A 23,610-nucleotide genomic window follows, 5' to 3' on the forward strand; every position below is an offset into this window, starting at 1 on the left:
ACAGCCTCCCGCGTGACTGTGGCCGGGACTGGTTAGTCTCGAAGACGTGAGCAGGCTCCAGGTCGTCAGCGGCAAGGGCGGGACCGGAAAGACGACGGTCGCCGCCGCCCTCGCGCTGGCCCTCGCGACCGAGGGGAAGCGGACGCTTCTCGTGGAGGTCGAGGGCCGGCAGGGCATCGCACAGCTCTTCGAGACCGAGGCGCTGCCCTACGAGGAGCGGAAGATCGCCGTCGCTCCCGGGGGCGGGGAGGTGTACGCACTCGCCATCGATCCCGAACAGGCCCTTCTGGACTATCTCCAGATGTTCTACAAACTCGGCGGCGCGGGCCGCGCCCTGCGCAAACTCGGCGCCATAGACTTCGCGACCACCATCGCGCCCGGCCTCAGAGACGTGCTGCTGACCGGCAAGGCGTGCGAGGCGGTGCGCCGCAAGGACAAGAGTGGCGGCTTCCTCTACGACCACGTCGTGATGGACGCGCCGCCCACGGGCCGCATCACCCGCTTCCTGAACGTCAACGACGAGATGGCGGGCCTCGCCAAGATCGGCCCGATACACAATCAGGCGCAGGCCGTGATGCGGGTGCTGAAGTCGCCCGAGACGGCCGTCCACCTGGTGACGCTCCTGGAGGAGATGCCGGTCCAGGAGACCGCCGACGGCATCGCCGAACTCCGCGCGGCGGGGCTGCCGGTGGGCGAGATCATCGTCAACATGGTCCGCCCCGAGGTGCTGGACGCGGCCGACCTCGAACTCGCCCGCACGGTCCCGCACGCCGACGTGGCCCGCGCGCTGTCCTCGGCCGGACTCGGCGGCGCCCGCCGGGGCGGCAACGCCGAGCGGCTGGTCGACCCGCTGCTGAACCAGGCCGCCGAGTACGCCGAGCGGTACGCGCTGGAGCAGGAGCAGCGCGCGGTCCTCGCCGAGCTGGGCCTGCCGATGCGCGAACTGCCGCTGTTCGCCGAGGGCATGGACCTCGCGGGCCTGTACGAACTCGCCACCGAGCTGCGGAAGCAGGGGTTGTCATGAGTCCGGACCCGGCACCGAAGACCGCCGGAGCGCCCGCCCAGGACGGCGAGCGCCCCGGCCTGCCCCCCGCCCGCGTGCTCGACGTGGACGCGCTCCTGGACGACCCCAAGACCCGGATCGTGGTGTGCTGCGGCTCCGGCGGCGTCGGCAAGACCACGACCGCGGCGGCGCTCGCGCTGCGCGCGGCCGAGCGGGGCCGCAAGGTGGTCGTCCTCACCATCGACCCGGCCAAGCGGCTGGCGCAGTCCATGGGCATCGACTCGCTGGACAACGTGCCGCGCCGGGTCAAGGGCACCGAGGACCGCCGCCCGGACGCCGGGTCCGAGGACACGCCGGGCGGCGAACTGCACGCCATGATGCTCGACATGAAGCGCACCTTCGACGAGGTCGTGGAGGCGCACGCGGACCCCGAGCGGGCCGCCCAGATCCTGGCGAACCCCTTCTACCAGACGGTCTCCGGCGGCTTCGCGGGCACGCAGGAGTACATGGCGATGGAGAAGCTCGGCCAGCTCCGCGCCAAGGACGAGTGGGACCTGATCGTCGTCGACACCCCGCCCTCGCGCAACGCGCTGGACTTCCTGGACGCGCCGAAGCGGCTCGGCTCGTTCCTGGACGGCCGGCTGATCCGGGTCCTCACCGCCCCGGCCAAGCTGGGCGGCCGCGCCGGGATGGCCTTCCTGAACGTCGGCATGTCGATGATGACCGGCACGCTGGGCAAGCTGCTGGGCGGCCAGCTGCTGAAGGACGTACAGACCTTCGTCTCCGCGATGGACACCACCTTCGGCGGCTTCCGTACGCGCGCGGACGCCACCTTCAAGCTCCTCCAGGCGCCCGGTACGGCGTTCCTCGTGGTCGCCGCGCCGGAGCGGGACGCGCTGCGCGAGGCGGCGTACTTCGTGGAGCGGCTCGCCGCGGAGAAGATGCCGCTGGTCGGGCTGGTCCTCAACCGTGTGCACGCCAGCGGGGCCGGGCGGCTGTCGGCCGAGCGGGCGCTCGCGGCCGCGGAAAATCTTGCGGAGGACCGCATTGTCGATCAGGGGGACGGGAAAGCTGGATCTCGTAACTCTCCCGACATGTACGGAAGTTCAGACTCCGCCCCGTCCGACGACCCGGCCCCCGGCGCAGGCTCCCCCGCCACCGGTCCGGACCGGTCCGTCGACGAGCTGACGGCGGGCCTGCTCAGGCTGCACGCCGACCGGATGCAGTTGCTCGCGCGCGAGCAGCGCACCCGGGACCGCTTCGTCTCCCGCCACCCCGAGGTGGCGCTCGTCGAGGTCCCGGCCCTTCCCGGCGACGTCCACGACCTGGCGGGCCTGCGCGACATCGGCGACCGGCTCTCCGAGGGCCGTACGGAACTGTCCTGACGGACACTCACCACGGCCGCACGGGCCGGCGGCATGGGGGCGCGCGCCCCGGACGTACGAAGTGACCGGCGTACGAAGTGACCGGCGTCAGCCATGACGGCACGTCGGCGTGAGCCATGGCGGCACGCCGACACCGGCAGGGCGGCACCGGAACAGCCCCGTCGGCACTCCGGCCGTGGGCGCATGCCTCGGCGCGATCCCGGCCGCGCGGCGGCGCCGCCGGATCACGCGGGTGCGGACAGCGGACGTACCCATGGAGCCGGACGACCGCCCGGCACCCGCGGGCGCAAGGGCGGCAACCGCCCCTCCACCGCCGACACTCCCAGCCCCGAAGGGCCTCCCGTACGTACCCCTTCGACCTATGCCGAAGGCAAACTCCTCAGCTGACCGCCGCGTAGTTCTCGTACACCTCGTCGTTGTCGAGGGACACGATTCCCGCGCCGCGCTCGTACTCCGAACGGGCGGTCTCCAGCAGACGCCGCCAGGAGGTGACGGTGGGGCGCCGGCGCAGCAGGGCGCGGCGCTCGCGCTCCGTCATGCCTCCCCACACACCGAACTCCACACGGTTGTCCAGCGCGTCCGCCAGGCACTCCGTCCGCACCGGGCACCCGGTGCACACCGCTTTCGCCCTGTTCTGCGCTGCTCCCTGAACGAACAGTTCATCCGGATCGGTAGTGCGGCAGGCGGCCTGCGCACTCCAGTCGGTAACCCAGCCCATACCGGCGCCGTCCTCTCCCGAATCGAGGCTCCCCCACGGCGGCAGCGGCATATTCACCGCCGCCAGTTGAGGACGTTACGGAAGGCGCGGACAGCGCAACACCCCCTTCGGGCCCAATCTTGAATGGCCCGAACGGACTATGGGTAAGCGGCAGATCACCCGGAGGAGTGAGCTGACGACATGCGTGATCATCCCGGCGAAGCGGGACGATCGTGGTGCGCCACAAGGGGCGTCCGGTGACACACGAGGCGGATTCGGACACGCCCCGCCGGAAAGTGGGGGTACTCCCGGAACGATTCGGGGTCGCCGGACGTATTGCTACATGGCCGCACCGCTGTGACAGTTGAGAGCAGCTTAGGCCAATGCCTGTGCGCGTGTCCGGCGAATGAACAGGGACGCGCCCCGCCGCGCCGTGCCATGACGCCCGCGTACCTCCCTGGCGCCCCCGTGCCACCGGCGTACGTCACGATCCTGATCCGAACATCCCGAAGGACTGTCGGTCCATCGGAACGCTCATCAGTACGGATTAGGCTGCCCCCATGCCAAAGAAGCGCTCCGGCGGTGGCCTCTCGACGACGCAGCAGGCCGCCAAGTTCCTCGGTGTCAGTGTGCTGGCGGGGGCGGTGCTCGCGGGCATCGCGCTGCCCGCCGCGGGCGCGCTGGGCCTCGCGGCGAAGGGCTCCGTCCAGGGCTTCGACGAGATCCCCGCCAACCTCAAGAGCCCCCAGCTCAGCCAGCGCACGACCATACTGGACAGCCGGGGCCGCCAGATCGCGACCGTCTACTCGCGCGACCGCACGGTGGTGGACCTCAAGGACATCTCGCCGTACATGCAGAAGGCGATCGTCGCCATCGAGGACTCGCGCTACTACCAGCACGGCGCGATCGACCTCAAGGGCGTGCTGCGCGCCCTGAACAAGAACGCGCAGGAGGGCGGGGTCGCCCAGGGCGCCTCCACGCTCACCCAGCAGCTGGTGAAGAACTACTTCATCGAGGAGGCCGGCGACGACCCCACGAAGGTCGCCCAGGCCACCCAGCAGACCCTCGGCCGCAAGGTCCGCGAGCTGAAGTACGCGATCCAGATCGAGGAGAAGCTCGGCAAGAAGAAGATCCTGGAGAACTACCTCAACATCACGTTCTTCGGTGAGCAGGCGTACGGCGTCGAGGCGGCCTCGCAGCGCTACTTCTCCAAGCACGCCAAGGACCTGAACCTCCAGGAGTCCGCGCTCCTCGCCGGCATCGTGCAGTCGCCGAGCCGCTACGACCCGGTGAACGACGAGGCCGAGGCCACCAAGCGGCGCAACACCGTGCTCCAGCGCATGGCCGAGGTCGGCGACATCTCCGAGGCGGAGGCCGACGAGGCCATGGAGAAGCCGCTCGGGCTGCACGTCAGCCAGCCGAAGAACGGCTGCATCACCGCGGCCCGGGGCTCCGCGTTCTTCTGCAAGTACGTCGAGAACGTCTTCCTGACCGACCCGGTGTTCGGCAAGACCCGCGAGGAGCGCGCCAAGCTCTGGAACAAGGGCGGCCTGACGATCCGTACGACCCTGGACCCGCAGGCCCAGGACTCCGTGCAGGACTCGCTCAAGGACCACGTCTACAAGTCCGACAAGGTCGCCGCGGCCGCCACCCTGGTCGAGCCGGGCACCGGCAAGGTCCTGGCGATGGGCCAGTCGAAGCCGTTCGGCTACGGCAAGGACGAGACCGAGTACAACTTCTCCGTGGACAAGGCCTACGGCGGCTCCAACTACGGTTTCCCGACCGGCTCGACGTTCAAGCCGTTCGTGGCGGCGGCCGCGATCGAGGGCGGCAAGCCGCCGACCCAGTCGTACTCCGCGCCGTACAAGATGGAGTACCCGAGCCCGGTGCAGGGGTGCAGCGGCATCGCGTACCGCAACACCAAGCACGAGTCCGCGGAGAACGAGAACGAGTCCGAGAAGGGCCCGTACCGCATGAAGGAGGCGATGGCCAAGTCGGTCAACACCTACTTCGTGCAGCTGATCTCCGACATCGGCCTGTGCCCGGTGGTGAAGATGACCGACGCGCTGCACGTGGTGCAGGGCGACGGCTCGAAGCTGCCCCAGACGCCGTCCATCGCGCTCGGCGCGATCGGCCTGTCGCCGCTGACCATGGCGAGCGCGTACGCGACCTTCGCCTCGCGCGGCACGTACTGCACGCCGGTCGCCATCGAGTCCATCACCCAGAAGATCGGCACCGACGAGAAGTCGATCCCGGTGCCGAAGACCACCTGCTCGCGCGCGATGAGCCAGAAGACCGCGGACACGGTGAACACGCTGCTGCGCGGTGTGGTCGACTCCGGCACCGGTAAGGAAGCGGGCCTCACCGACCGCGAGAGCGCGGGCAAGACGGGTACGACGGACGAGCGCAGGAACGCCTGGTTCGTCGGCTACACGCCCAACCTGGCCGGTGCGGTCTGGGTCGGCAGCGCCCGGCAGGACCTGAAGATGGCCGGCGTCACCATCGGCGGCGTCTACCGCCCGCTGGTCTACGGCGGCGAGGTCCCCGGCCCGATCTGGAAGGACGCCATGGCGGGCGCCCTGGTCGGAAAGGCCGCCCCGGACTTCCAGCTGGTCGACATCCCCGACGACGATGACGACGACCATGGCCGCGACGGCGGCCGGGACAACGGCGACGACCACGGCCGTACGGGCGGCGGGCACCGGGGCAACCCGGGTGGCGGCGGTCTGATCGGCGGCCTCTTCGGCGGCCTGACGAACGGCGGCGGCACGGGCGGTCGCGCCCCTGGTACGACGAAGCCGACCGTCACGGTGCCCCAGAACCCGACGCAGGGACAGGGTCAGGGGCAGGGCCAGGGGCAGGCGAACGGCGGGGCGAACGGCGGCCGCCGGAACTGAGGTACGTACGACGGCGGGGCCGCACCTTCTGCGTGAGCAGGGGGTGCGGCCCCGAAGTCGTATCAGGGGGGCGATCCGGTCGGAGCGCCTCTGAATCGGGCGGTCTCAGCCCTTGAGGTGCGGTCTCAGCCCTGGAGGAGCTTCTTCACGGCGGCGGCGACGCGGCCGCCCTCGGCCAGGCCGGCGACCTTCGGGTTCACGATCTTCATGACGGCGCCCATGGCGCGCGGGCCCTCGGCACCGGCGGCCTTCGCCTCCTCGACCGCCTGGGCGACGATCGCGTTCAGCTCGTCGTCGGAGAGCGGCTTGGGCAGGTACGTGGCGAGGAGCTCGCCCTCCGCCTTCTCCCGCTCGGCCGACTCCGCACGACCACCCTGCGCGAACGCCTCGGCCGCCTCGCGACGCTTCTTGGCCTCCTTGGTGATCACCTTGAGGACCTCGTCGTCGGACAGCTCGCGCTTCTCCTTGCCGGCGACCTCTTCCTTGGAGATCGCGGCCAGGGTCAGCCGGAGCGTGGAGGAGCGCAGCTCGTCGCGCTCCTTGATCGCGGCGTTCAGGTCGTCGTGCAGCTTCGCCTTGAGCGTGGTGGTCATGCGTCCGATTGTCGCAGGTGCGCCACGCGGGGTGCGCCCCGTTTTCGCGGCCCGGCCCGCCACCCGGCCGACGGCCCGAACACCCCTTCCGCCAAAGGGCTCCCGGTCTCGCCACTGCGCGGTCGTCTGACACGATGGTCGTATGCGCGCGCGATATGGAGTACCCCTGGGGATCATGGCGGCAGGCGCCGCCGGAGTGGCGTACGCGGCGGGGTTCGAGGCCCGCTCCTTCCGCCTCCGACGAGTGACGGTGCCGGTGCTGCCGCCGGGCATGCGCCCGCTGCGGGTGCTCCAGGTCTCCGACATCCACATGGTGAGCGGCCAGGGCAAGAAGCGGCGCTGGCTGCAGTCGCTGGCGGGCCTGCGCCCCGACTTCGTGATCAACACCGGCGACAACCTCTCGGACCCCGAGGGCGTCCCGGAGGTGCTGGACGCGCTCGGCCCGCTGATGGAGTTCCCGGGGGCGTACGTCTTCGGGTCCAACGACTACTACGGCCCCAAGCTGCGCAACCCCGCCCGCTACCTGTTCGAGAAGGCCAGCGGCCGGCACGGTCTGAACGGCAACGCCCCCGCCACCGGCGTGGTCCACAACCCCTGGGAGGACCTCAGGGACGGTTTCGACTCGGCCGGCTGGCTCAACCTGACCAACACCAGGGGAACCCTGAAGATCGACGGCTCCTCGATCGAGCTGACAGGCCTGGACGACCCGCACATCAAGCGCGACCGGTACGCCCGGGTCGCCGGGGGCCCCACGGGCACGCACGACTTCTCGATGGGCGTGGTCCACGCGCCGTACCTGCGCACGCTGGACGCGTTCACGGAGGACGGCTATCCGCTGATCCTCGCCGGTCACACCCACGGCGGCCAGCTCTGCATCCCCTTCTACGGCGCGCTGGTCACCAACTGCGACCTGGACACGGAGCGGGTGAAGGGGCTGTCTACGCACACGGTCGCGGACCGGACGTCGTATCTGCACGTGTCGGCGGGGTGCGGGACGAACCGGTACACGCCGGTGCGGTTCGCCTGTCCGCCCGAGGTGACGCTGCTGACGCTGGTGGGGCGCGAGCACTAGGGGTGCGGACACTGGGGGCGCGAACACTGGGGAAAAATCGGGGTTAACCCTGGCGGAGTACGCCAGATGGCCCCATTCCCCCCTCATGCCTAGCGTGAAGGGCATGACCGCACCGATACCCAGGGAGATCCGGGACCTGCCGGCGATCCCCAGCACGCCCGTCCTCCAGCCGTCGCCGGTGCCGGTGACGGCGGTGGTGGCCCCGATCCGGCGCCCCTGGGTGGCGCTCTTCCGTCTGGGTACCGCGCTGCTGGCGCTGGCGGGGATCGCCCTGGAGCTCATGATCGGCGCCCCGTCCCGCGTCCTGAGCTACTTCGGTGTCCAGGCGGCGGCCCTGCTGGCGGTGGTCATGCTCCTGTCGGCGTCCCGTTCCTGGCGGGCCCGCCGGGCACTCCCCGCGGCGGTGTCGGGGGCGGCGCTCCTCTACATGGTGACGAGCGCGCTGACGTACCACGTGCTCCTGGCCCACACGACGCCCTCGTTCACGATGACGGGCACGTCGGCGATCCCGGAGCGCTGGCACGCCCAGTGGGGCGCGCTCCAGATCCTGCACACCGTGCTGCCGCTGGCGGCCGTGCTGGACTGGCTGCTGTTCACCCCGGCCCCCCGCCTGCACATACGCCAGGCGGCGGCGTGGCTGGTGTACCCGCTGGCGTACCTGATCTTCACCCTGACCCGGGCCCTGTTCATCCCCGCGGACAGCATGCGGGGCCGCTACCTCTACCCCTTCCTGGACGCCGCCACCCACGGCTACCGCAGCACCCTCGCCAACGCCCTCCTCATCGGCCTCGCGATCTACGCCACGGCCCTCCTCCTCATAGCCACCGACCACACCCGCCCCACCCCCACCCGCCGCCGCGTCTGACCTCGCCAACAACCGGATTTCGTCTCCGGCCGCCAGTGGGCTAAAGTAAACGACGTCGCCGCGACAGCAGCGACATCGGGGTGTAGCGCAGCTTGGCAGCGCGCTTCGTTCGGGACGAAGAGGTCGTGGGTTCAAATCCCGCCACCCCGACAGTGCAGTAACAGGAAGGGCCTGATCCTCAGTGAGGATCAGGCCCTTCCTGTATGCGGACCTCGCGCGTCATGCTGCGCGGCGGGGCCTTCTGCGCCGCTTCCGGGAGTGCCGGGTTTCCCTCGCTCTTCGTGCGGGTCCGGTGGGACTCGGTGAGCAGGGGGAGGGCGGGGTTCTGGCCGGTCAGGTCCGCGCCGTCGTGGAGCATGTCGCCGATGTTGACCGCGCTCACCTGTCGCCACCGCTTTCATGCGGCGGTCGGTCGGCGCGGCGAAGGTGAGGACCACGAATCCGTTGTTCATCGGGCGCGCGGCGTAAAGCGCGGGAGGCTGTTGTCGAGGCGTTTTCGTCCGGCTTCGGGATGGACGGTTCGCCTGCGAGATTCAATTTGCTGAGGATGGGCAAAACGCGAGCGCGCGCCGAGGGGGTGGCCGCCCGGTGGCGGCCACCCCCGTCCGGCTAGAGGTTCTCCGCGAAGAAGGACTCCAGCTTGTCCAGCGCCTGTGCGGTGTACTTCGGCTGGTCGTACAGGTCGTAGTGGCTCGCGCCCTGGACGACGAGGATGTCCTTCTTGTCCGAGCGGGCCCGGTCGAAGAGTTCGAAGCCGTCGCGGTAGGAGCCGAAGGCGCCCGGTACGTCGCCGACGATGATCTGGAGCGGCTGCGTCAGCAGGACCTCCGCGAGGTGGAAGGCGTCGAAGCCCATCGCCGCCTCGAGGCCGGAGAAACGCAGCTTGTTCGGCGAGTTGGGGTTCTGCCCCCGGGGCGTGCGGTAGTACTCGACGGCGTTGACGATGTCCACGTCCCCGATGCCGGCCTTCTCCCGCTCCTCGGGGGAGTTCGGGATGTAGGTGGTGAGCAGCGGCTCGGCGCCCCGTGCCTCGGCGGTGCGCTGCCTGCCGATCGCCTCCAGCGCCTCGACCGCCGCGTCCGGGGTCAGGTTGCCCTCGCGCATGAGCCGGCCGTAGTTCGCGGCGACCACGGTGCCCAGCGCCTTGATGCGGTGGTCGGTCATCGTGGCCTTCGCGGCGTAACCGCCACCGCCGCAGACGCCGACGACGCCGATGCGGTCCTCGTCCACGTAGTCGAGCGTGACCAGGTGGTCCACGGCGCAGCGGAAGTCCTCCACACGCGTGGCGGGGTCCTCCAGGTAGCGGGGCTCGCCGCCGCTCTCGCCCTGGTACGAGGCGTCGAACGCGAGGGTGACGTAGCCGAGTTCGGTGAGGCGCTCGGCGTAGACGTTCCCCGAGGTCTGCTCCTTGCAGCTGCTGATCGGGTGGGCGCAGATGATGGCCGGGTACTTCTTGGCCGGGTCGAATCCGTCCGGGAGGCGGAGGTCGGCGGCCACGTCCCAGGTGCGGTTCTTGAAGCGCACGGATTCCTTCTGCATGGTTCTGCTTCTTCCTCTTGGGGGGCCGTCGCAGGGGCGGCGGCAGGGGGATGGGTCAGGCGGCCAGGTGCTTGCCGAAGAAGCCCGCCAGCTCGGCGACCGCCGGGGTGACGTACTCGTCCTTGTCGTAGAGGTCCACATGCGTGGCGCCCTCGACGACGAACAGTTCGGCGTTGTCACCGGCCTCGGCGACGGCCTCGCGGCTGAAGTAGGCGGTGTCGGCCTTCGAGCCGATGATCATCAGCAGCGGGCGGGGGGCGAGGAGCCGGATCAGCGCGTACGAGTCGTACTGGGCGAGCTGGTCGATGCTGCGCAGCACCCAGCCGGTGTTCGAGCGCTCGTGGTGGCCGCGCGGCGTGTAGTAGTACTCGGAGCCCTCACGCCACAGGGTGCCCTCCGCCAGGCCCTCCTGCGACTCGGGCACCCAGTTCTGCATGGTGGGGGCCTCGCCGCGGGCCTCCGCGGTGCGCAGGGCGCCGGCCTGGTCGAGCATGGCCTGAAGGACCTCCGGGCCCTGGGTGCGGCCGAGCCCGCGGCGGAACAGGTCGCCGGTGTCGGCGGCGCTGACGGTGGCGACGGCCCTGACGCGGTGGTCGGTCTGCGCGGCGAACGGCACATAGCCGCCGGAGGCGCAGATGCCGAGCGCGCCGACGCGGGCGGGGTCGACGTCGTCGCGGGTGGTCAGGTACGTGACGGCGGCGCGGACGTCCTCGGCGCGCTGGAAGGGGTTCTCCAGGCCGCGCGGGGTGCCCTCGCTCTCGCCCTGGTGGGCGGCGTCGAAGACCAGCGCGGCGAAGCCCTCGCGGGCCAGGCGCTCGGCGTAGACGCTCGCGGTCTGCTCCTTCACGCCGCCCGCCGGGTGGGAGACGACGACGGCCGGCAGCGGCCCGCCCTCGTGCCCGTCCGGAGTGAACAGGGTTCCGGAGATCTTCAGACCGGCGCTGGGGAAAGATACGTTCTGCTTCATGTCTTTCGGTGTTTCCTTCGTGGGGGCGGGGAAATTCCGGTGGCCTGGAATTCGGATCGCTTTCCACCGGCCACGTCTTCGACATTCGCACGCGTCGCGCCCCCGCGAAATGGGCCGTTCCTGTCCGGGGACAGAACTGTCCCCCTCTCGGAAACGCCTCTTCCTGGCAGACTCGTCGGCATGAGCAGCAGTACGCACCGCAATGAGCTGGGTGATTTCCTCAAGGCCCGGCGGAAGGAGCTCGGCCCGGCCGAGGTGGGGCTGGCGGAGGGCGGCGGCCGGCGCCGCGTCACGGGGCTGCGGCGGGAGGAGGTGGCCCTGCTCGCCTCGATCAGCACCGACTATTACACCCGTATCGAACAGGGGCGCCGCCAGGCCTCCGCGCCGGTGCTGGACACCATCGCCCGGGTTCTGCGGCTCGGCGAGGACGAGCGCGCGTACATGCTGGAGCTGGCCGGGAAGGACACTTCCCGGCCGCGCCGGCAGGCCCCGCAGAAGGTCCAGCCGCAGCTGCGGCAGCTGCTGGACAACCTGACGAACGTACCGGCCATGGTGCTGGGCCGGCGGATGGACGTCCTCGCCTGGAACCCGCTGGCCGCCGCGCTCCTCGGCGACTTCGACCACATCCCCGACAAGCAGCGCAACTACGTCCGGATGGTCTTCCTGAACCCCTCGGTCAGGGCCCTGTACCGGGACTGGACGGAGGTCGCCCAGACCGGCGTCGCCCAGCTGCGCATGGAGGCCGCGCGGGATCCGAAGGACCCGCGGCTGACCGCCCTCGTCGGTGAGCTCTCGATGCGGGACGAGGACTTCCGCCGCTGGTGGGGCGCGCACCGGGTCGCCACGCGGGGCATGGGCACCAAGGTGCTGCGGCACCCGGTCGCCGGTGACCTCACCCTCGACTGGAACACCCTCACCTGCGTCACCGACCCCGACCAGCAGCTCGTCACCTACACGGCGGAGCCGGGCACGCCCTCCTACGACGCCCTGCGCATACTCGCCTCCTGGACGGCGAGCGCGGCGGGAGCGGACCGGGCGGGGCCGGCGGCCCGCTGACCTGGGGTTACGGAGAGTACGTCACCTGCCTCCGCGCCCAGGAGCCCGCTACTCCGCGAGAAGCCTGCGCAGCCAGTCCACCTGCACCACACGGGCCGACCGGGACAGCGTCGCCTCGGGGGCGAAGCCGATGAAGCTGTGGAAACCGCCGGGCCAGACGTGGAGTTCGGCCACGCCCCCGGACTGCCAGAGGCGGGAGGCGAAGGCGACGACCTCGTCCCGCAGGGTGTCCGCGGAGCCGACGTCCATGAAGGTCGGGGGCAGGCCGGTGAGGTCCTCGGCGCGGGCCGGGGCGGCGTAGGGGGAGACGTCCGGGCGGCCGCGGCGCTCGCCGAGCAGCGCCGTCCACGCCGTGTCGTTGGCCGTACGGTCGAAGACGCCGATGCCCGCCATCTGGTGGGTGGAGGGCGAGTCGTTGCGGTCGTCGAGCATCGCGCACAGCAGCATCTGCCCGACCGGCCGCGGGCCCTCTCGGTCCCGCAGGAGGAGTCCCAGCGCGGCCGTGAGGGCGCCTCCGGCACTCGTACCCGCCGTGACGATCCGCCCGGGGTCGCCGCCGAGCTTCCCGGCGTGCTCCGCCGTCCACAGCAGACCGGCGTACACGTCCTCGACAGACGCGGGGTGCGGATGCTCCGGTGCCAGCCGGTACTCCACGGACACCACGATCGCGTCCAGTTCCCGGGCCCAGGACAGGGGCAGCTCCACGCCGGACCTGTTGTCGCCCAGGACCATGCCTCCGCCGTGGGCGAAGTAGACGACGGGACGGGGGCGGCCCGCCGACGGCGTGGTGGGGCGGCAGATCAGCAGCGAGATGTCGGGGGCGCCGTCGGGGCCCGGCACCGTACGGTCCTCGGTCTCGAAGGCGCCGCCCATGGTCGGGTCCGTGTCGGCCAGTATCCGCAGGGCCGGGCTCCGGCGGGCCATGCCGATCTGCTCGGCGGTCAGCGCCGGCGGCATGACCTGGTTGACGGCCTTGAGCGTGACGGCGAGTTCGGGGTCGAAGGGGGGCGGTACGTGCGCCATGGTGCTCCTTGCGGGGGCCGACGGCGATGGCGGGGAGGGTGCCGAAGGTGCCGAGCCGCCTCCTCCGACAGTTTCCGGTCGTGGCCGAGGAGCGGCACCTCGGGCGGGGCCACGGAATCCGGTCGCCGCCCCCTGAGGGGTCGTACATCCTTGGCCGCATGAGCGCCTACAGCAGTGACCTGGACCTGAACGTCACGGACTCCACGGGCAACGGTGTCGAGGTCGACGTCGCGACGAACCTGCTGGACGGCACCGTGCGGCTGTCGGTGCTGTGGACACAGGAGATCCGCCTCCGCCCGGACGACGCCGAACGGGTGGCCCGCTCCCTGCTCCGGGCCGCCGCCCACGGACGCCGTATCGCGGAGGGGACGTAGCCCGGGGCATGGGCCGCTCCCGGCGGCGTGCGGCCCGCCGCGCCGGGGGAAAAGGCCGTGCGGGTGGCGGGACGGGCGCTGCATAGTCGCCGCATGGATGTGGTGGCGATCGCGCGGGACCTGGTGCTGGAGCGGCACCCCGATGCCCGGGCCGCTTTTCTCGGGGGCAGTGTTCTCACGGAGCGGCGGACGGCGATGTCGGACCTCGATGTCGTCGTACTGCTGTGGGGGGAGCCGGCGCCGTATCGGGAGAGTTTCCGGAGCGGGGGCCTGCCGGTGGAGATGTTCGTGCACACCGAGGGGACGTGGGGAGCGTTTGTCGGGCGGGAGGTGGGCGCGGGGCGGTCGCCGTTGCTTTTCATGTGTGCCGACGGGGAGTTGCTGTTCGACGTGGACGGGGTGGGGGCGCGGATCGCCGCCCGGGCAGGGGAGTTGGCCGATGCGGGGCCGCCGGGGGTGGCCGGCGACGTGATCGGCGATCTGCGGTACGCGATCACCGATCTGCTCGACGACCTGGCGGGTAGCCGGGATCAGGACGAGCGGTTGTTCATCGGCACCGAACTCGTACGGCGGACAGGCGAGTTGGCGTTGATCAGCGAGCGCTCCTGGCGTGGGGGCGGGAAGTGGCTGGCGCGACGGCTGGAGGGAGCGGAGCCGGGGCTCGCGGGACGGTTGCGGTGGGGGCTGCTGGAAGTGCTGGGCGGGCGGGACGAGTTGCTGGTGGGGGTCGTGGACGAGGTGCTCGGGGCCGTGGGCGGGCGGTTGTGGGAGGGGTACCGGCGGGGCGGGACGCCGTAGCGGCCGGGCGGACCGAACTGCTCTCACCCGCATGACCGTTGAGCATCTCCCCGCGCACCCTTACGCTCGGCTGCCACCCCTTCGGCGAGATCGCCTTTGAGCGTGAAGGAGCCCCGCGTGCCCTTGATCGACGTCAACGGCGTCTCCGTCTTCTGCACCGACACCGGGGCGCCTCCGGGGAAGCCCGACGCGCCCGCTGTCGTCTTCGGGCACGGGCTGCTCTTCAGCGGGTGGATGTTCCATCCGCAGGTGGAGGCGCTGCGGCGGGACTACCGGTGCGTGACCGTGGACTGGCGGGGGCAGGGGGAGACCCCGGCGACGCCGGACGGGTACGACATGGACACCCTCACCGCCGACGCCGTCGCGGTGATCGAAGGGCTCGGGCTCGGGGCCGTTCACTACGTCGGCCTCTCCATGGGCGGTTTCGTCGGACAGCGCCTCGCGGCCCGGCACGGGGAGCTGCTCCGGTCGCTCACCCTGCTCGACACGAGCGCGGACGCGGAGGACGGGGCGAAGACCGCGGAGTACCGGCTGCTGGCCAACGTCTACCAAGTCACCGGCGTACGACCGGTCCTGGGGCGGGTCAAGGCCGAGATGTTCGGACCGGAGTTCCTCGCGTCACCGGCGAGCGCGCCGATCGTGGACGAGTGGGTACGGCGGCTGCGGCGCTGCCGGCGGTCCGGCATCCGCAAGGCCGTCCTCGGCGTCAGCGAGCGGCCCGCCGTCCGCGACGAGCTCGGCCGGATCTCCGTACCCACCCTGGTCGTTGTCGGCGCCGACGACGCGGCCACTCCGCCGGTCGAGTCGGAGCGGATCGCGGCGGCGGTGAAGGGGGCGCGGCTTGAGGTGGTGCCGGGGGCGGGGCACAGCAGCACGGTGGAACAGCCGGTGGTGGTGAGCGAGTTGATCCGGGAGTTCCTGGAGAGGGTCGACCGGGGGTGAGAGGGGACGGCTCCCTGGTCAGGCCGACCCACCCGTCAGGCCGGCCACCCCGTCACGCCTCCTCCGCGCCTGGGTCCGCCCGCGAATAGCTACCGCCGATCGGGTCGCCGCCTACTATCCCTTCCCTTTCTTTCAGCGCAAAGGTGGACGCAAGCACGAACGGTTGTAACCGCAGCACGGATTAACCCAGAGGTGGCGCACACACTGTTCCGATGGCCGCTCGGGCTTCGTTCAACCTAGGAACGTTCCTACCTACCCCCGATGGCCTCACCGGCTGTCGGGGGTTTTGTGTTCTGGCGGAGGGCCTTCGATTCGAAAGTCGGTCTTTTGCGGCTCGGGGGTTACAGGCGTCGAATCCCCAGTTTTTCCAAGGGATTCGGGCACCCTTCGATTCCTAGGCAGTCCGGGGGATAGCGCGCCCCCACAGCTCTTCGGCGTGCTCCGCGAACCGGTCGAACATCCCCCCGGCTCCCTGCCGGCGCAGGTGCAACAGCGGGGAGTCATGGCCGACGAGCCGGGCCAGATGCGGCGTGACAAGTTCCTCGCCGTCGAACCGGAACACAGACAGGCTCACGTGATTGATCGCGTCCAGCGGGGCAGAGAACCGCGCTTCTACGTTGGGCAGCGGGCCGAGCCGGTCCAGGTGCTCCAGAGTGATTCGGATGCGGGTGGATACCGATAGCGCCACGTCTTCGATTTCCTCGCGCTGTCTGGTCACCTCCCCTTCCGGGTCACCGAGCAGGAAGCGGATACGACAGCCGTTCTCCGCCTTCGTGCGCAGCGTTTCGGCAAAGTGTGGAACCTGGGTCCAAAAGAAGTAGTTCGTAAAGCCAGCGAGGAACACGTCGCCGCTCGCTGATTCGACCAACTGAGACCAGACCGTTGACGGGCACGCGGAGCGATAGGGGTAGCTGTGTACCAGCTCCCGGTCATTCCCTGTCTTAACGCGCTCCTGCACAACCTTTGGCCAAAGCATGTCCTCATCTACTCCCAGCGCTCGGCAGGCGTCCGCTCGGTTCCTCGCGTGCGGGGTGATCGTTGCGTCACCCAGCCATCGTTCCACTTGCTTGGCTGATACCCCCACCCGGTATGCGAGCTGACGTGGCGTCAGTTTTGCGTCATCCATCGCAGACCTAAGAGCAGCGTTCAAGTCAACCCCCTGGCACCGTCCTTGTCCGTGCCGCCGCCCGTGAGCTTGAGGGAGAGCAGGGGCGACTCCTGCGAAGAGGGCCAGGGTCAGTTGGATGGATAACCACCTCTGGCGTGATCACGTCCGGTAGAAACAGGCGGTCTTGACGGGTTCCACCGGGCGAGTGAGAGTCATGCAATCAACTGCAATTGGATCGACACAGCGGGAGGGTAAGCGTGAAGCTGCGGTTCCTCGGGATCATCCCGAACACGCCGGACACTGACTCGCCGACGATTTGGCTGGACGAAGACAGTGGAGACCTGCTGATCCAGTCGTACCGGGCCACGGAGGGGGAAGTGAAAGCGTGCCAGGAGATCGGCTCGATTCCGGGGCACAGTACGGACGTTCCGGATCACGAGGTGATCATCCGCCTGCCCAAGGTCATGCGGCAGTACCTGCCCCCTCACGACAGCGAGTAGGGCGATGACGAACCCTGTGCTTGAGGGTCTGGCCAAGGCTCGCCGGTCCGCTGTGCACCTGGAGATGCGCGACACCTACCAGCCGAACGACCCCGAGTTCATCGCGTGGCAGAACGGCAAGCGGCTGAACCCCGCCGCCGATCGGTCCGAGTGGTGGCGTCCGTTCCTGGACGTGGTGACGGAGACGACGGCGCGCGGTGTCGTCATGCGACGGGCACGGATCGTCTCTGAGCCGGTGACTGACTACATCCGGTACGAGCATGACGTGACGTTCCCGAATGTCGTGGCGGGGGAACTTGTCCGCTGGCTGCCCCGTCGCCGGGCCGCTGATATCCCGCTGCCCGGTACCGACCTGTGGATGTTCGACGGCGAGGCGGTGTTGTTCACGTACTTCTCTGGGGTCGGGGAAGTCGTTGACCGCGAGTGGAGGACGGAACCGGAAGTGATCCAACTCGTCGCATCTTCCTTTGAGTTGGTGTGGGATCGGGCGACGCCGCACGAGGAGTACAAGCCGGTTCAGTGAGTCATGGCTCAATCAGCATCGTCTAGCGTCCAGCAAGCCCGGCAGCTCCTTGCCGACCGCCTACGGGAGTTGGTCAAGGACGCCGGGCTTGGGGGCAAGGACCTTGCCGCGCTGTGTGGCTGGCATCCGTCCAAGGTGTCCCGGATCTCGACAGCGAAGACGCAGCCCAGCGAGGACGACATCCGGGCGTGGTGCGAAGCCTGCGGCGCGGCGGACCAGGCGGCGGACCTGATCGCCTCTCTGAGGGCCGTGGAGGGCATGTGGGTGTCCTGGCGCCGGATGGAGCGTGCCGGGCTGCGACGGCCGCAGGAAGCCCGCTTGCCGCTGTACGAGCGCACCCGCTGGTTTCGTGCCTACTCGCCGGGTCTCTTCCCCGGTCTTCTTCAGACGTTCGACTACACCGAGGACGTGTTGCGCGCGGTCCAGCGGAGGCGGGTAAGCGTCGATGACGTGGCCGACGCTGTGGCCGCACGCATGGAACGTCAGCAAGTGCTCTACGAGGGGCAACGGCGGTTCGCGTTCCTGGTCGAGCAATCCACGCTGAGCAACGGGCTTGGCGACGCCGAGACGCAGGCAGAACAGCTTGACCACCTGCTGACGGTGAACGCGCTACCCAACGTCAGCGTGGGCGTAGTGCCTACTCGACTCGGCCGGGCTCGTATGCCCGTAGAGGGCTTTTGGATCTTCGACAGGGCCCAGGTGAACGTAGAGCTTGTGTCCGGCTACCTCACGATCACGCAGCCCAGCGAGATAGCGGCGTACGCCGACACCTTCACCACGCTGGCCGACACGGCCGTCTACGGCGACAAGGCCCGTGCGCTGCTGACCAAGGCGCGTGACTCTCTCGTGTGATCGGCGCGCAATCGCGTGCAATCGGCTGTGAGTTGGGGTTCGGGTGTTCCTAGCGTGGTCGTCACACGGACGACTGCGAAGGGGCGGGCGAACATGGCCAAGACGACTCAGGGAACGCCCGAAGAACTCGCGTTGATGACCCCCACCGGGAGCCAGGGAGTCCCCCTGGATCTCTCGCTCGTGTTCGAGACCGGCCCCGAGCCCATGCCCAACTGCGCGGAGTGCGCCATGCACCGTGTCGAGCGGGAGAGGGCGAAAGCGTGCGGCGACGGGAGCAAGCGGTCGGACATCAACGTACGACTGCGCCGCCACCTCGCGGACAAGCACGCGGCCGAGCTGGAGGCCGAGCACGCGGCCGAGCACGCGTGACCCGCGCTGTGTACCGATTCGTAGAGCACTCGATCCGGCATGAGCCGGCGGGCGGAGTCGTCGCCCAGCTGTTCTGCATGACGTTTGGGTGCGAGGAATCGTCGGGCCCGCAGGCGAACGCCGAGGACGCCCAGGACTGGGCACTCAGACACACGGGACTGAATCCGGGCCACGGTCTCTACCGGCGCGAATTCAGCGACCATGCGCGCGTCACCCGCGCCGACCAGGACCCCGGCCCGCTGACGAAGCCGAACAACACCGTCAGTGTGCCGGGCAGCGACGCCTCCGACCGGACAAGCCTTGTGCAGGGGTAGACGGCTCCCCGACTGAGCCGACGCGCTCAGGCACTCGCCCCGGTCCGCCCATTGACTGGGTGCCGCTTCCCTCGGAGCGGTGAGGGCGTAGCCAGGGGCCCCGCTCGTGCACTGCCCCAGTGGTGTGCGGCGGGGCCTTCGGCGTTCATCCCCACTGGTCAGGCATCCCGCGATCAGGCGTTGCCCGGTTGGTTCACGCCCACCAGATCGCGAAGAACACGAGCGCGTACCCGAGCACCCCGTGTCCCCCGTGGCCTCGGCGACCGCGGTGACGAAGCAGAGGTCGAGGAACAGCTCCAGGACGGTGGCGACGCGGTGCCGTTCGTCGGTGGGGCGGGCCACCATGGGGCGGTATCAGGAACGGCCGTTTCCGATGGGTTGTGACTGGTTCATGCCGACACGGTAAGGGCGGCGTCCGCACCCGCCTCGGATGCGTCGCCCGCACCCGCCTCGGATGCGTCGCCCGCCGTCCCGCGGTGGAATGGAGGCCCCCAGCCCCTGGAGTCCCCATGGCCGCCCGCCCGCCGCTTCCCCCCTTCACCCGTGAGAGCGCCGTCGAGAAGGTGCGCCTCGCCGAGGACGGCTGGAACTCGCGCGATCCGGAGAAGGTCGCCCTCGCCTACTCGCCCGACAGCCGCTGGCGCAACCGCTCCGAGTTCCTGCGCGGCCGGGACGAGATCGTCGCCTTCCTCACCCGCAAGTGGGCCCGGGAGCTGGACTACCGGCTGGTCAAGGAGCTGTGGGCCTTCACCGGGGACCGGATCGCCGTGCGGTTCGCCTACGAGTGGCACGACGACTCGGGCACCTGGTTCCGGTCCTACGGCAACGAGAACTGGGAGTTCGACGCGGATGGGCTCATGCGCGTACGCCTCGCCTCCATCAACGACCTGCCGATCACCGAGGGCGAGCGGAAGTACCACTGGCCGCTCGGCCGGCGGCCCGACGATCACCCGGGGCTGTCGGACCTCGGGCTCTGAAGGCCGGGCACGGTCAGCTCCGAGTCCGCGTGGACGGTGATGCGCGCGGGGACGAACGTGGTGGCGTCGAGGGGGAGTTCACCGGTGCCGGAGGAGCGGGCGTAGCGCGGGTGGGCGCCGCCGCTGATCTGCCAGCGGACGCGGTGCCCGGCGGGGAAGCGGTGGGCGGTGGTGCCCATCGGCACGGTGAGACGCGCGGGCGTGTCGCCTGCCGTACGGGCCCGGCCGAGCCCGTCGCAGACGTTGACGGAGCGGCCCTCGGGGTCCACGTCGCACAGGCGGGTGAAGACGTCGGCGTGCCCGGTGTCGGTGGAGACGGCGAGCCGGGCGGTGACCGGGCCCAGGATGTCCAGCGGCTCGGTGAGCGGCGGTCCGGTGAAGGTCAGGACGTCGGCGCGGGCCTCCAGAGGGCGGTTGTCGCGGGGCCCCGCGCCGGGCGAGAGCAGGGGGCCGCCGAGGGCCGGGGTGGGGTCGTCCGGGTCGTAACCGAAGGACTCCACGGGGGAGTTGTCCACGGGGGCCTGCCGGGTGAGGTGGGCGCCGGGGAACGGGTACCAGGAGACGTCCGCCGACTTGGCGGGCCACTGGTCCACGTCCCGCCAGGCGCCGCCGAGATGGACGCGCACCTCGGTCGGGCGCAGCGCGGAGCGGTCCTCGCACAGATGGGCGCGCAGCCAGGCGAGGCTCTCCGCGAACACCTCCGGCCAGCCCTCCTGGAGCGCGGTGTGATGGGTCCAGGGGCCGACGAGCAGGGCGTTCTCGCCTCCGGCGCGGCGCAGGCGTGCGTACTGCTCGAAGCTCTGACCTGCGATGGCGTCGTGCCAGCCGGCGATCAGGCAGGTGGGGACGCGGAGGCCCTCGGCCGCCTCGGCCAGTGAACTCCCGCTCCAGTACGGGTCGCCGGCGTCCGGGTGGCTCATCGCGCCCTCCAGCCAGGGCAGTTCGCCGAGCGCGGGGCGGTATGCGCCACGCAGGGGGCGGGTGGCGAGGATGCCCCGCAGACGGCGCCTCAGCCGCAGGGTCACTCCCGTGAACGCGAGGGCGCCCCGGTGCTGGTGGCCCATTCCGGCCCCTACGGCGAGAGCGTTGTCCAGGTGCAGCGCGCCGTCGGTGTGGAAGACGGCGTGCGGGTCGTGCAGACCGATCTGGACCACCATCGCCTTCAGCTCCGGCGGCGGGTCGAGGGCGAGGGCCCACTGGGTGTAGCCGAGGTAGCTGGGGCCCACGGTGCCCAACGTGCCGTTGAACCAGGGATGTTGGCGCAGCCACGCGACCGCCGCCTGGCCGTCGGCGGGTTCGTTGCGCCAGAAGTCGAAGGTGCCGCCCGAGCCGCCCGTACCCCGGCAGCTCTGCAGGACGACGTGGAAGCCCTGTTCGGCGAAGAGCAGCCCGTACATCGCGCTCCACGGCAGGCCCCGGCCGTAGGGCGAGCGGACCAGGAGGGTGGGGAAGTCGCCCTCGGCGCGCGGGAAGTAGTGGTCGGTGAGCAGCGGGCTGCCGTCGCCGGCCGGTACGGCGAGGCCCCTCTCGCAGCCCACGGCGTGCCGCTTGGCCGGCAGTCCCCGGAAGACCGCTCTCAGCAGGCGCGCGGACAGCGGCGGGCGGCCTCCGGCCGGGCGTGCGGCGGTCACGGTGTCGGGCGTGGCGGACGTCATCGTTCCCCTCCTTGTTCCGTACTGCGTACGAGAATAGATTCCGTACCGTGTACGAGAAAAGAGGGTGCTTGGATGATCCCGGAAAAGTCGGTGCAGGGAAGGAGCGCGGAGAGCGTGCCGCACGACAAGGGACCGGGCCCCTCGGGGGTCGATCCGGAGCGGCTGTGGCTCGGGGACCCCGAGCCGCGCCGGGGCCGACGGCCCTCCTTCAGCCGTACGGCGATCACGGCGGCGGCGGTCGCCCTCGCGGACACCGAGGGCCTGGACGCGGTCACCATGCGGCGGGTCGCGGCCGAGGTCGGCGCGGGCGTGATGTCGCTCTACACCTACGCGCCCGACAAGGACACCCTGCTCGCGCTGATGACGGACCACGTCTGCGGCGAGCTGCCGCGCACGGACCCGCTCACCGGCGACTGGCGGGCCGACCTGAAGACGCTGGCCCGCCGGCAGCGCGCGCTGATGCTGCGCCACCCCTGGGTGCCCGACACCCTCGTCACCCGGCACATCCCGGGACCGCGCGCCCTGGACTTCCTCGAACACGCCCTCGTGGCGCTCCGGCCGAGCGGGCTCGACGGTGCGGCCCGCCTGGAGGTGTTCGCCCAGCTCACGGCCTTCGTGGCCGGGCATGTCCGCCATGAGCTGGCGCAGGCAGCGAGCGCGGGTTCACCGGGCTGGAGCCCGGCCGAGGCCCGCTATCTCACCGCCGTGGCCACCGACGGCCACCATCCGGAACTGGCCGGGGCGCTGGCCGCCGCGCCGGGGCGGCCGGCCTCCCTGGAGGCGACCTTCGACCGGTTCCTCAACCGGCTGGTCGACGGCCTGGACACCGCCTGACACCGGGCGCGCACCCCGCCCGCGCGCCTCTCGCGCGCCCGCGACCGCCCCGGGTCCTCAGACCCAGATCGCCTCCGCCACCGCCGTCCCCACGAACGCCGCCCCCAGCCCCGCCACCAGGCTCGCGACCACGTTCGCCGCCGCGAGGAACCGCGCCCCGTCCTCGGCCAGGCGCAGGGTCTCGAAGGAGAAGGTGGAGTACGTGGTCAGGGCGCCGCACAGCCCCGTGCCGAGCAACAACTGCACGTTGCTGGACGCGGCGCCCGCCACCACCGCGCCCGTCAGCAGGCCGAGGATGAAGCAGCCGATGACGTTGACGGTGAAGGTGCCCCAGGGGAACACCGCGTCATGACGCTTCTGCACGAAACGGTCGGTCAGATAGCGCAGCGGTGCCCCGGCCATGCCCCCGACGATCACCAGCAGCCAGTTCACGCGTGCCTCTCCTCACCCACGTAACGGATGACCTCGCAGTCGTCCAGAATCACCAGTCCCGATCCCACCAGCTCGTCCAGCTGGGGCAGGAACGCCCGCACCCGGTCCTCCGTGTCCACGATCACGATGGCCACCGGCAGGTCCTCGTTCAGGGACAGCAGCCGGGCGGTGTGGATGAGGGAGGTCGCGCCGAAGCCCTCGATCCCCCGGAAGACGCTCGCGCCCGCGAGCCCGGCCGCGTGCGCGCGGTGGACGATCTCGCTGTACAGCGGCTTGTGGTGGTAGGTGTCGTGCTCACCGATGAAGATCGTCACCCGCAGGGCGTCCCCGGTCAGCCGTGTCGCCGTCATGACTGCCTCCAGGCGAGGACGCGGCGCGTGGCCGTGACCGCGAGCGCCACCGCGCCGAGGGCCGCGAACAGGGTCGCGGCCAGGTAGAGAAGGGCGGTACGGGCCTCGCCCGCGTTCACCAGGCGCTCGATCTCGACGGCGTACGTCGAGAAGGTCGTGTAGCCGCCGAGCACGCCGGTGCCGAAGAAGGGGCGCAGCAGGCGGTGGGCCGTCCAGACCTCGCTGACGAGGACCAGGAACACGCCGATGACCGCGCAGCCGGTCACGTTGATCACGAAGGTGGTCCACGGGAAACCATCGGCGGCCGTCGGCCACAGCAGTGAGCCCGCGTACCGCGCCGTCGCGCCGATCGCGCCGCCCACCGAGACGACGGCCACGACGGGCGCCTGCGCCCGCCAGGACCGCACGCGTTCGCGGGGTACGCGCAGATCCACGTCGGGGTCCACGGGTTCTCTCGCCGTGGCGGGTCGCGATGCTGTCATGAA

The 23,610-nt window shown here is 70.5% G+C and carries 27 protein-coding genes, 1 tRNA gene and 1 pseudogene; 17 read left to right on the plus strand and 12 right to left on the minus strand.

The window, feature by feature from the left end:
* Nucleotides 1–46 precede the first annotated feature (46 nt).
* Both AB0898_RS00595 and AB0898_RS00600 read left to right on the plus strand, forming a co-directional pair.
* Nucleotides 47–1,024, plus strand: a complete 978-nt coding sequence (locus AB0898_RS00595) for an ArsA-related P-loop ATPase (protein ID WP_366800607.1) — start codon at nt 47–49, stop codon at nt 1,022–1,024.
* On the plus strand, nt 1,021–2,388 hold the full coding sequence (locus AB0898_RS00600; protein ID WP_366800608.1) for an ArsA-related P-loop ATPase: 1,368 nt from the start codon (nt 1,021–1,023) through the stop codon (nt 2,386–2,388). Before AB0898_RS00595 ends, AB0898_RS00600 begins: the two co-directional genes overlap by 4 nt.
* 379 nt (nt 2,389–2,767) lie before the next feature.
* Here AB0898_RS00600 and wblA read toward each other — a convergent pair whose 3' ends face one another.
* Nucleotides 2,768–3,106, minus strand: a complete 339-nt coding sequence (wblA, locus tag AB0898_RS00605) for a transcriptional regulator WblA (protein WP_030606400.1) — start codon at nt 3,104–3,106, stop codon at nt 2,768–2,770.
* A gap of 539 nt (nt 3,107–3,645) precedes the next feature.
* On the opposite strand from wblA, the gene AB0898_RS00610 reads away from it, so the two are divergent.
* Complete coding sequence (locus AB0898_RS00610; RefSeq protein ID WP_366800609.1) at nt 3,646–5,982, plus strand: transglycosylase domain-containing protein; 2,337 nt, start codon at nt 3,646–3,648, stop codon at nt 5,980–5,982.
* Between the two features lie 125 nt (nt 5,983–6,107).
* On the opposite strand, the gene AB0898_RS00615 is transcribed toward AB0898_RS00610, so the two are convergent.
* Entirely contained in the window at nt 6,108–6,575 is a 468-nt protein-coding gene (locus AB0898_RS00615; RefSeq protein WP_366800610.1) for a GatB/YqeY domain-containing protein, read from the minus strand.
* 142 nt (nt 6,576–6,717) lie between these two features.
* Here AB0898_RS00615 and AB0898_RS00620 point away from each other — a divergent pair, with 142 nt between their 5' ends.
* The 3 genes from AB0898_RS00620 to AB0898_RS00630 all read left to right on the plus strand — a co-directional run bounded on the left by AB0898_RS00620 (nt 6,718) and on the right by AB0898_RS00630 (nt 8,662).
* The gene (locus AB0898_RS00620) at nt 6,718–7,647 is read left to right on the plus strand and encodes a metallophosphoesterase (protein ID WP_366800611.1); all 930 of its coding nucleotides are present in this window, start codon (nt 6,718–6,720) and stop codon (nt 7,645–7,647) included.
* Nucleotides 7,648–7,750: 103 nt separating this feature from the next.
* Entirely contained in the window at nt 7,751–8,512 is a 762-nt protein-coding gene (locus AB0898_RS00625; protein WP_366800612.1) for a Pr6Pr family membrane protein, read from the plus strand.
* Nucleotides 8,513–8,588: 76 nt separating this feature from the next.
* Nucleotides 8,589–8,662: transfer RNA gene (locus AB0898_RS00630), tRNA-Pro, on the plus strand.
* A 28-nt stretch (nt 8,663–8,690) separates the two neighbouring features.
* Here AB0898_RS00630 and AB0898_RS00635 read toward each other — a convergent pair.
* The 3 genes from AB0898_RS00635 to AB0898_RS00645 all read right to left on the minus strand — a co-directional run bounded on the left by AB0898_RS00635 (nt 8,691) and on the right by AB0898_RS00645 (nt 11,018).
* Complete coding sequence (locus AB0898_RS00635) at nt 8,691–8,894, minus strand: hypothetical protein (protein ID WP_366800613.1); 204 nt, start codon at nt 8,892–8,894, stop codon at nt 8,691–8,693.
* 227 nt (nt 8,895–9,121) lie between these two features.
* Nucleotides 9,122–10,051: an alpha/beta hydrolase gene (locus AB0898_RS00640; protein ID WP_366800614.1), complete on the minus strand. Its 930-nt coding sequence runs from the start codon at nt 10,049–10,051 to the stop codon at nt 9,122–9,124.
* Between the two features lie 55 nt (nt 10,052–10,106).
* Entirely contained in the window at nt 10,107–11,018 is a 912-nt protein-coding gene (locus AB0898_RS00645; protein WP_366800616.1) for an alpha/beta hydrolase, read from the minus strand.
* Between the two features lie 180 nt (nt 11,019–11,198).
* On the opposite strand from AB0898_RS00645, the gene AB0898_RS00650 reads away from it, so the two are divergent.
* Nucleotides 11,199–12,074: a helix-turn-helix domain-containing protein gene (locus tag AB0898_RS00650; protein ID WP_366800617.1), complete on the plus strand. Its 876-nt coding sequence runs from the start codon at nt 11,199–11,201 to the stop codon at nt 12,072–12,074.
* Between the two features lie 48 nt (nt 12,075–12,122).
* Here the strand turns inward: AB0898_RS00650 and AB0898_RS00655 are convergent, their stop codons facing one another.
* Nucleotides 12,123–13,097 (minus strand): alpha/beta hydrolase, encoded by a 975-nt coding sequence (locus AB0898_RS00655; protein ID WP_366800618.1) that lies wholly within the window; start codon nt 13,095–13,097, stop codon nt 12,123–12,125.
* Nucleotides 13,098–13,255: 158 nt separating this feature from the next.
* On the opposite strand from AB0898_RS00655, the gene AB0898_RS00660 reads away from it, so the two are divergent.
* The 3 genes from AB0898_RS00660 to AB0898_RS00670 all read left to right on the plus strand — a co-directional run bounded on the left by AB0898_RS00660 (nt 13,256) and on the right by AB0898_RS00670 (nt 15,211).
* Entirely contained in the window at nt 13,256–13,471 is a 216-nt protein-coding gene (locus tag AB0898_RS00660; RefSeq protein WP_366800620.1) for a hypothetical protein, read from the plus strand.
* Nucleotides 13,472–13,564: 93 nt separating this feature from the next.
* On the plus strand, nt 13,565–14,269 hold the full coding sequence (locus AB0898_RS00665) for a nucleotidyltransferase domain-containing protein (protein WP_366800621.1): 705 nt from the start codon (nt 13,565–13,567) through the stop codon (nt 14,267–14,269).
* Nucleotides 14,270–14,386: 117 nt separating this feature from the next.
* Nucleotides 14,387–15,211, plus strand: coding sequence for an alpha/beta fold hydrolase (locus AB0898_RS00670; RefSeq protein WP_366800622.1), 825 nt, complete (start codon nt 14,387–14,389; stop codon nt 15,209–15,211).
* A 394-nt stretch (nt 15,212–15,605) separates the two neighbouring features.
* Here AB0898_RS00670 and AB0898_RS00675 read toward each other — a convergent pair whose 3' ends face one another.
* On the minus strand, nt 15,606–16,361 hold the full coding sequence (locus AB0898_RS00675) for an XRE family transcriptional regulator (protein WP_366800623.1): 756 nt from the start codon (nt 16,359–16,361) through the stop codon (nt 15,606–15,608).
* A 215-nt stretch (nt 16,362–16,576) separates the two neighbouring features.
* Between AB0898_RS00675 and AB0898_RS00680 the strand changes: the two genes are divergently transcribed.
* The 5 genes from AB0898_RS00680 to AB0898_RS00700 all read left to right on the plus strand — a co-directional run bounded on the left by AB0898_RS00680 (nt 16,577) and on the right by AB0898_RS00700 (nt 18,877).
* Nucleotides 16,577–16,819, plus strand: coding sequence for a hypothetical protein (locus AB0898_RS00680; protein ID WP_366800624.1), 243 nt, complete (start codon nt 16,577–16,579; stop codon nt 16,817–16,819).
* A gap of 4 nt (nt 16,820–16,823) precedes the next feature.
* Entirely contained in the window at nt 16,824–17,342 is a 519-nt protein-coding gene (locus AB0898_RS00685) for a DUF6879 family protein (protein ID WP_366800625.1), read from the plus strand.
* 3 nt (nt 17,343–17,345) lie between these two features.
* The gene (locus tag AB0898_RS00690) at nt 17,346–18,194 is read left to right on the plus strand and encodes a helix-turn-helix transcriptional regulator (RefSeq protein ID WP_366800626.1); all 849 of its coding nucleotides are present in this window, start codon (nt 17,346–17,348) and stop codon (nt 18,192–18,194) included.
* A 93-nt stretch (nt 18,195–18,287) separates the two neighbouring features.
* Nucleotides 18,288–18,563, plus strand: a complete 276-nt coding sequence (locus AB0898_RS00695; RefSeq protein WP_366800627.1) for a hypothetical protein — start codon at nt 18,288–18,290, stop codon at nt 18,561–18,563.
* Nucleotides 18,560–18,877 (plus strand): hypothetical protein, encoded by a 318-nt coding sequence (locus AB0898_RS00700; protein ID WP_366800628.1) that lies wholly within the window; start codon nt 18,560–18,562, stop codon nt 18,875–18,877. The genes AB0898_RS00695 and AB0898_RS00700 overlap by 4 nt, the downstream gene beginning before the upstream one ends.
* 196 nt (nt 18,878–19,073) lie before the next feature.
* Here AB0898_RS00700 and AB0898_RS00705 read toward each other — a convergent pair.
* Nucleotides 19,074–19,222: pseudogene (locus tag AB0898_RS00705) on the minus strand (low temperature requirement protein A); the annotation flags it as partial.
* Between the two features lie 164 nt (nt 19,223–19,386).
* On the opposite strand from AB0898_RS00705, the gene AB0898_RS00710 reads away from it, so the two are divergent.
* Nucleotides 19,387–19,854, plus strand: coding sequence for a nuclear transport factor 2 family protein (locus tag AB0898_RS00710; protein WP_366800629.1), 468 nt, complete (start codon nt 19,387–19,389; stop codon nt 19,852–19,854).
* Here the strand turns inward: AB0898_RS00710 and AB0898_RS00715 are convergent.
* Nucleotides 19,824–21,509: a CocE/NonD family hydrolase gene (locus AB0898_RS00715; protein ID WP_366800630.1), complete on the minus strand. Its 1,686-nt coding sequence runs from the start codon at nt 21,507–21,509 to the stop codon at nt 19,824–19,826. The genes AB0898_RS00710 and AB0898_RS00715 overlap by 31 nt on opposite strands.
* A 114-nt stretch (nt 21,510–21,623) precedes the next feature.
* Here AB0898_RS00715 and AB0898_RS00720 point away from each other — a divergent pair, with 114 nt between their 5' ends.
* Nucleotides 21,624–22,343: a TetR/AcrR family transcriptional regulator C-terminal domain-containing protein gene (locus AB0898_RS00720; protein ID WP_366800631.1), complete on the plus strand. Its 720-nt coding sequence runs from the start codon at nt 21,624–21,626 to the stop codon at nt 22,341–22,343.
* A 57-nt stretch (nt 22,344–22,400) separates the two neighbouring features.
* Here AB0898_RS00720 and crcB (AB0898_RS00725) read toward each other — a convergent pair whose 3' ends face one another.
* From crcB (AB0898_RS00725) to crcB (AB0898_RS00735), 3 genes are read right to left on the minus strand one after another with little or no spacing between them, the layout of a single operon-like run.
* Nucleotides 22,401–22,775, minus strand: coding sequence for a fluoride efflux transporter CrcB (crcB, locus tag AB0898_RS00725; RefSeq protein WP_018547917.1), 375 nt, complete (start codon nt 22,773–22,775; stop codon nt 22,401–22,403).
* Complete coding sequence (locus AB0898_RS00730; RefSeq protein WP_366800632.1) at nt 22,772–23,125, minus strand: DUF190 domain-containing protein; 354 nt, start codon at nt 23,123–23,125, stop codon at nt 22,772–22,774. The genes crcB (AB0898_RS00725) and AB0898_RS00730 overlap by 4 nt, the downstream gene beginning before the upstream one ends.
* Nucleotides 23,122–23,607 carry a fluoride efflux transporter CrcB gene (gene crcB, locus AB0898_RS00735; RefSeq protein WP_366800633.1) on the minus strand — a complete coding sequence of 162 codons (486 nt, stop codon included), beginning with the start codon at nt 23,605–23,607 and terminating at the stop codon, nt 23,122–23,124. Before crcB (AB0898_RS00735) ends, AB0898_RS00730 begins: the two co-directional genes overlap by 4 nt.
* Nucleotides 23,608–23,610: the final 3 nt, after the last annotated feature.

The sequence above is a fragment of the Streptomyces sp. NPDC005435 genome (assembly GCF_040703155.1).
In the GTDB taxonomy this organism is placed as follows: Bacteria; Actinomycetota; Actinomycetes; order Streptomycetales; family Streptomycetaceae; genus Streptomyces.

What these genes read in the sequence shown, in the direction of transcription:
- AB0898_RS00600 (WP_366800608.1), top strand. Translation starts at nt 1,021, where the DNA reads ATGAGTCCGGACCCGGCACCGAAGACCGCCGGAGCGCCCGCCCAGGAC.
- wblA (WP_030606400.1), bottom strand. Translation starts at nt 3,106, where the DNA reads ATGGGCTGGGTTACCGACTGGAGTGCGCAGGCCGCCTGCCGCACTACC.
- AB0898_RS00610 (WP_366800609.1), top strand. Translation starts at nt 3,646, where the DNA reads ATGCCAAAGAAGCGCTCCGGCGGTGGCCTCTCGACGACGCAGCAGGCC.
- AB0898_RS00615 (WP_366800610.1), bottom strand. Translation starts at nt 6,575, where the DNA reads ATGACCACCACGCTCAAGGCGAAGCTGCACGACGACCTGAACGCCGCG.
- AB0898_RS00620 (WP_366800611.1), top strand. Translation starts at nt 6,718, where the DNA reads ATGCGCGCGCGATATGGAGTACCCCTGGGGATCATGGCGGCAGGCGCC.
- AB0898_RS00625 (WP_366800612.1), top strand. Translation starts at nt 7,751, where the DNA reads ATGACCGCACCGATACCCAGGGAGATCCGGGACCTGCCGGCGATCCCC.
- AB0898_RS00640 (WP_366800614.1), bottom strand. Translation starts at nt 10,051, where the DNA reads ATGCAGAAGGAATCCGTGCGCTTCAAGAACCGCACCTGGGACGTGGCC.
- AB0898_RS00645 (WP_366800616.1), bottom strand. Translation starts at nt 11,018, where the DNA reads ATGAAGCAGAACGTATCTTTCCCCAGCGCCGGTCTGAAGATCTCCGGA.
- AB0898_RS00650 (WP_366800617.1), top strand. Translation starts at nt 11,199, where the DNA reads ATGAGCAGCAGTACGCACCGCAATGAGCTGGGTGATTTCCTCAAGGCC.
- AB0898_RS00655 (WP_366800618.1), bottom strand. Translation starts at nt 13,097, where the DNA reads ATGGCGCACGTACCGCCCCCCTTCGACCCCGAACTCGCCGTCACGCTC.
- AB0898_RS00660 (WP_366800620.1), top strand. Translation starts at nt 13,256, where the DNA reads ATGAGCGCCTACAGCAGTGACCTGGACCTGAACGTCACGGACTCCACG.
- AB0898_RS00665 (WP_366800621.1), top strand. Translation starts at nt 13,565, where the DNA reads ATGGATGTGGTGGCGATCGCGCGGGACCTGGTGCTGGAGCGGCACCCC.
- AB0898_RS00685 (WP_366800625.1), top strand. Translation starts at nt 16,824, where the DNA reads ATGACGAACCCTGTGCTTGAGGGTCTGGCCAAGGCTCGCCGGTCCGCT.
- AB0898_RS00690 (WP_366800626.1), top strand. Translation starts at nt 17,346, where the DNA reads ATGGCTCAATCAGCATCGTCTAGCGTCCAGCAAGCCCGGCAGCTCCTT.
- AB0898_RS00695 (WP_366800627.1), top strand. Translation starts at nt 18,288, where the DNA reads ATGGCCAAGACGACTCAGGGAACGCCCGAAGAACTCGCGTTGATGACC.
- AB0898_RS00710 (WP_366800629.1), top strand. Translation starts at nt 19,387, where the DNA reads ATGGCCGCCCGCCCGCCGCTTCCCCCCTTCACCCGTGAGAGCGCCGTC.
- AB0898_RS00715 (WP_366800630.1), bottom strand. Translation starts at nt 21,509, where the DNA reads ATGACGTCCGCCACGCCCGACACCGTGACCGCCGCACGCCCGGCCGGA.
- AB0898_RS00730 (WP_366800632.1), bottom strand. Translation starts at nt 23,125, where the DNA reads ATGACGGCGACACGGCTGACCGGGGACGCCCTGCGGGTGACGATCTTC.
- crcB (WP_366800633.1), bottom strand. Translation starts at nt 23,607, where the DNA reads ATGACAGCATCGCGACCCGCCACGGCGAGAGAACCCGTGGACCCCGAC.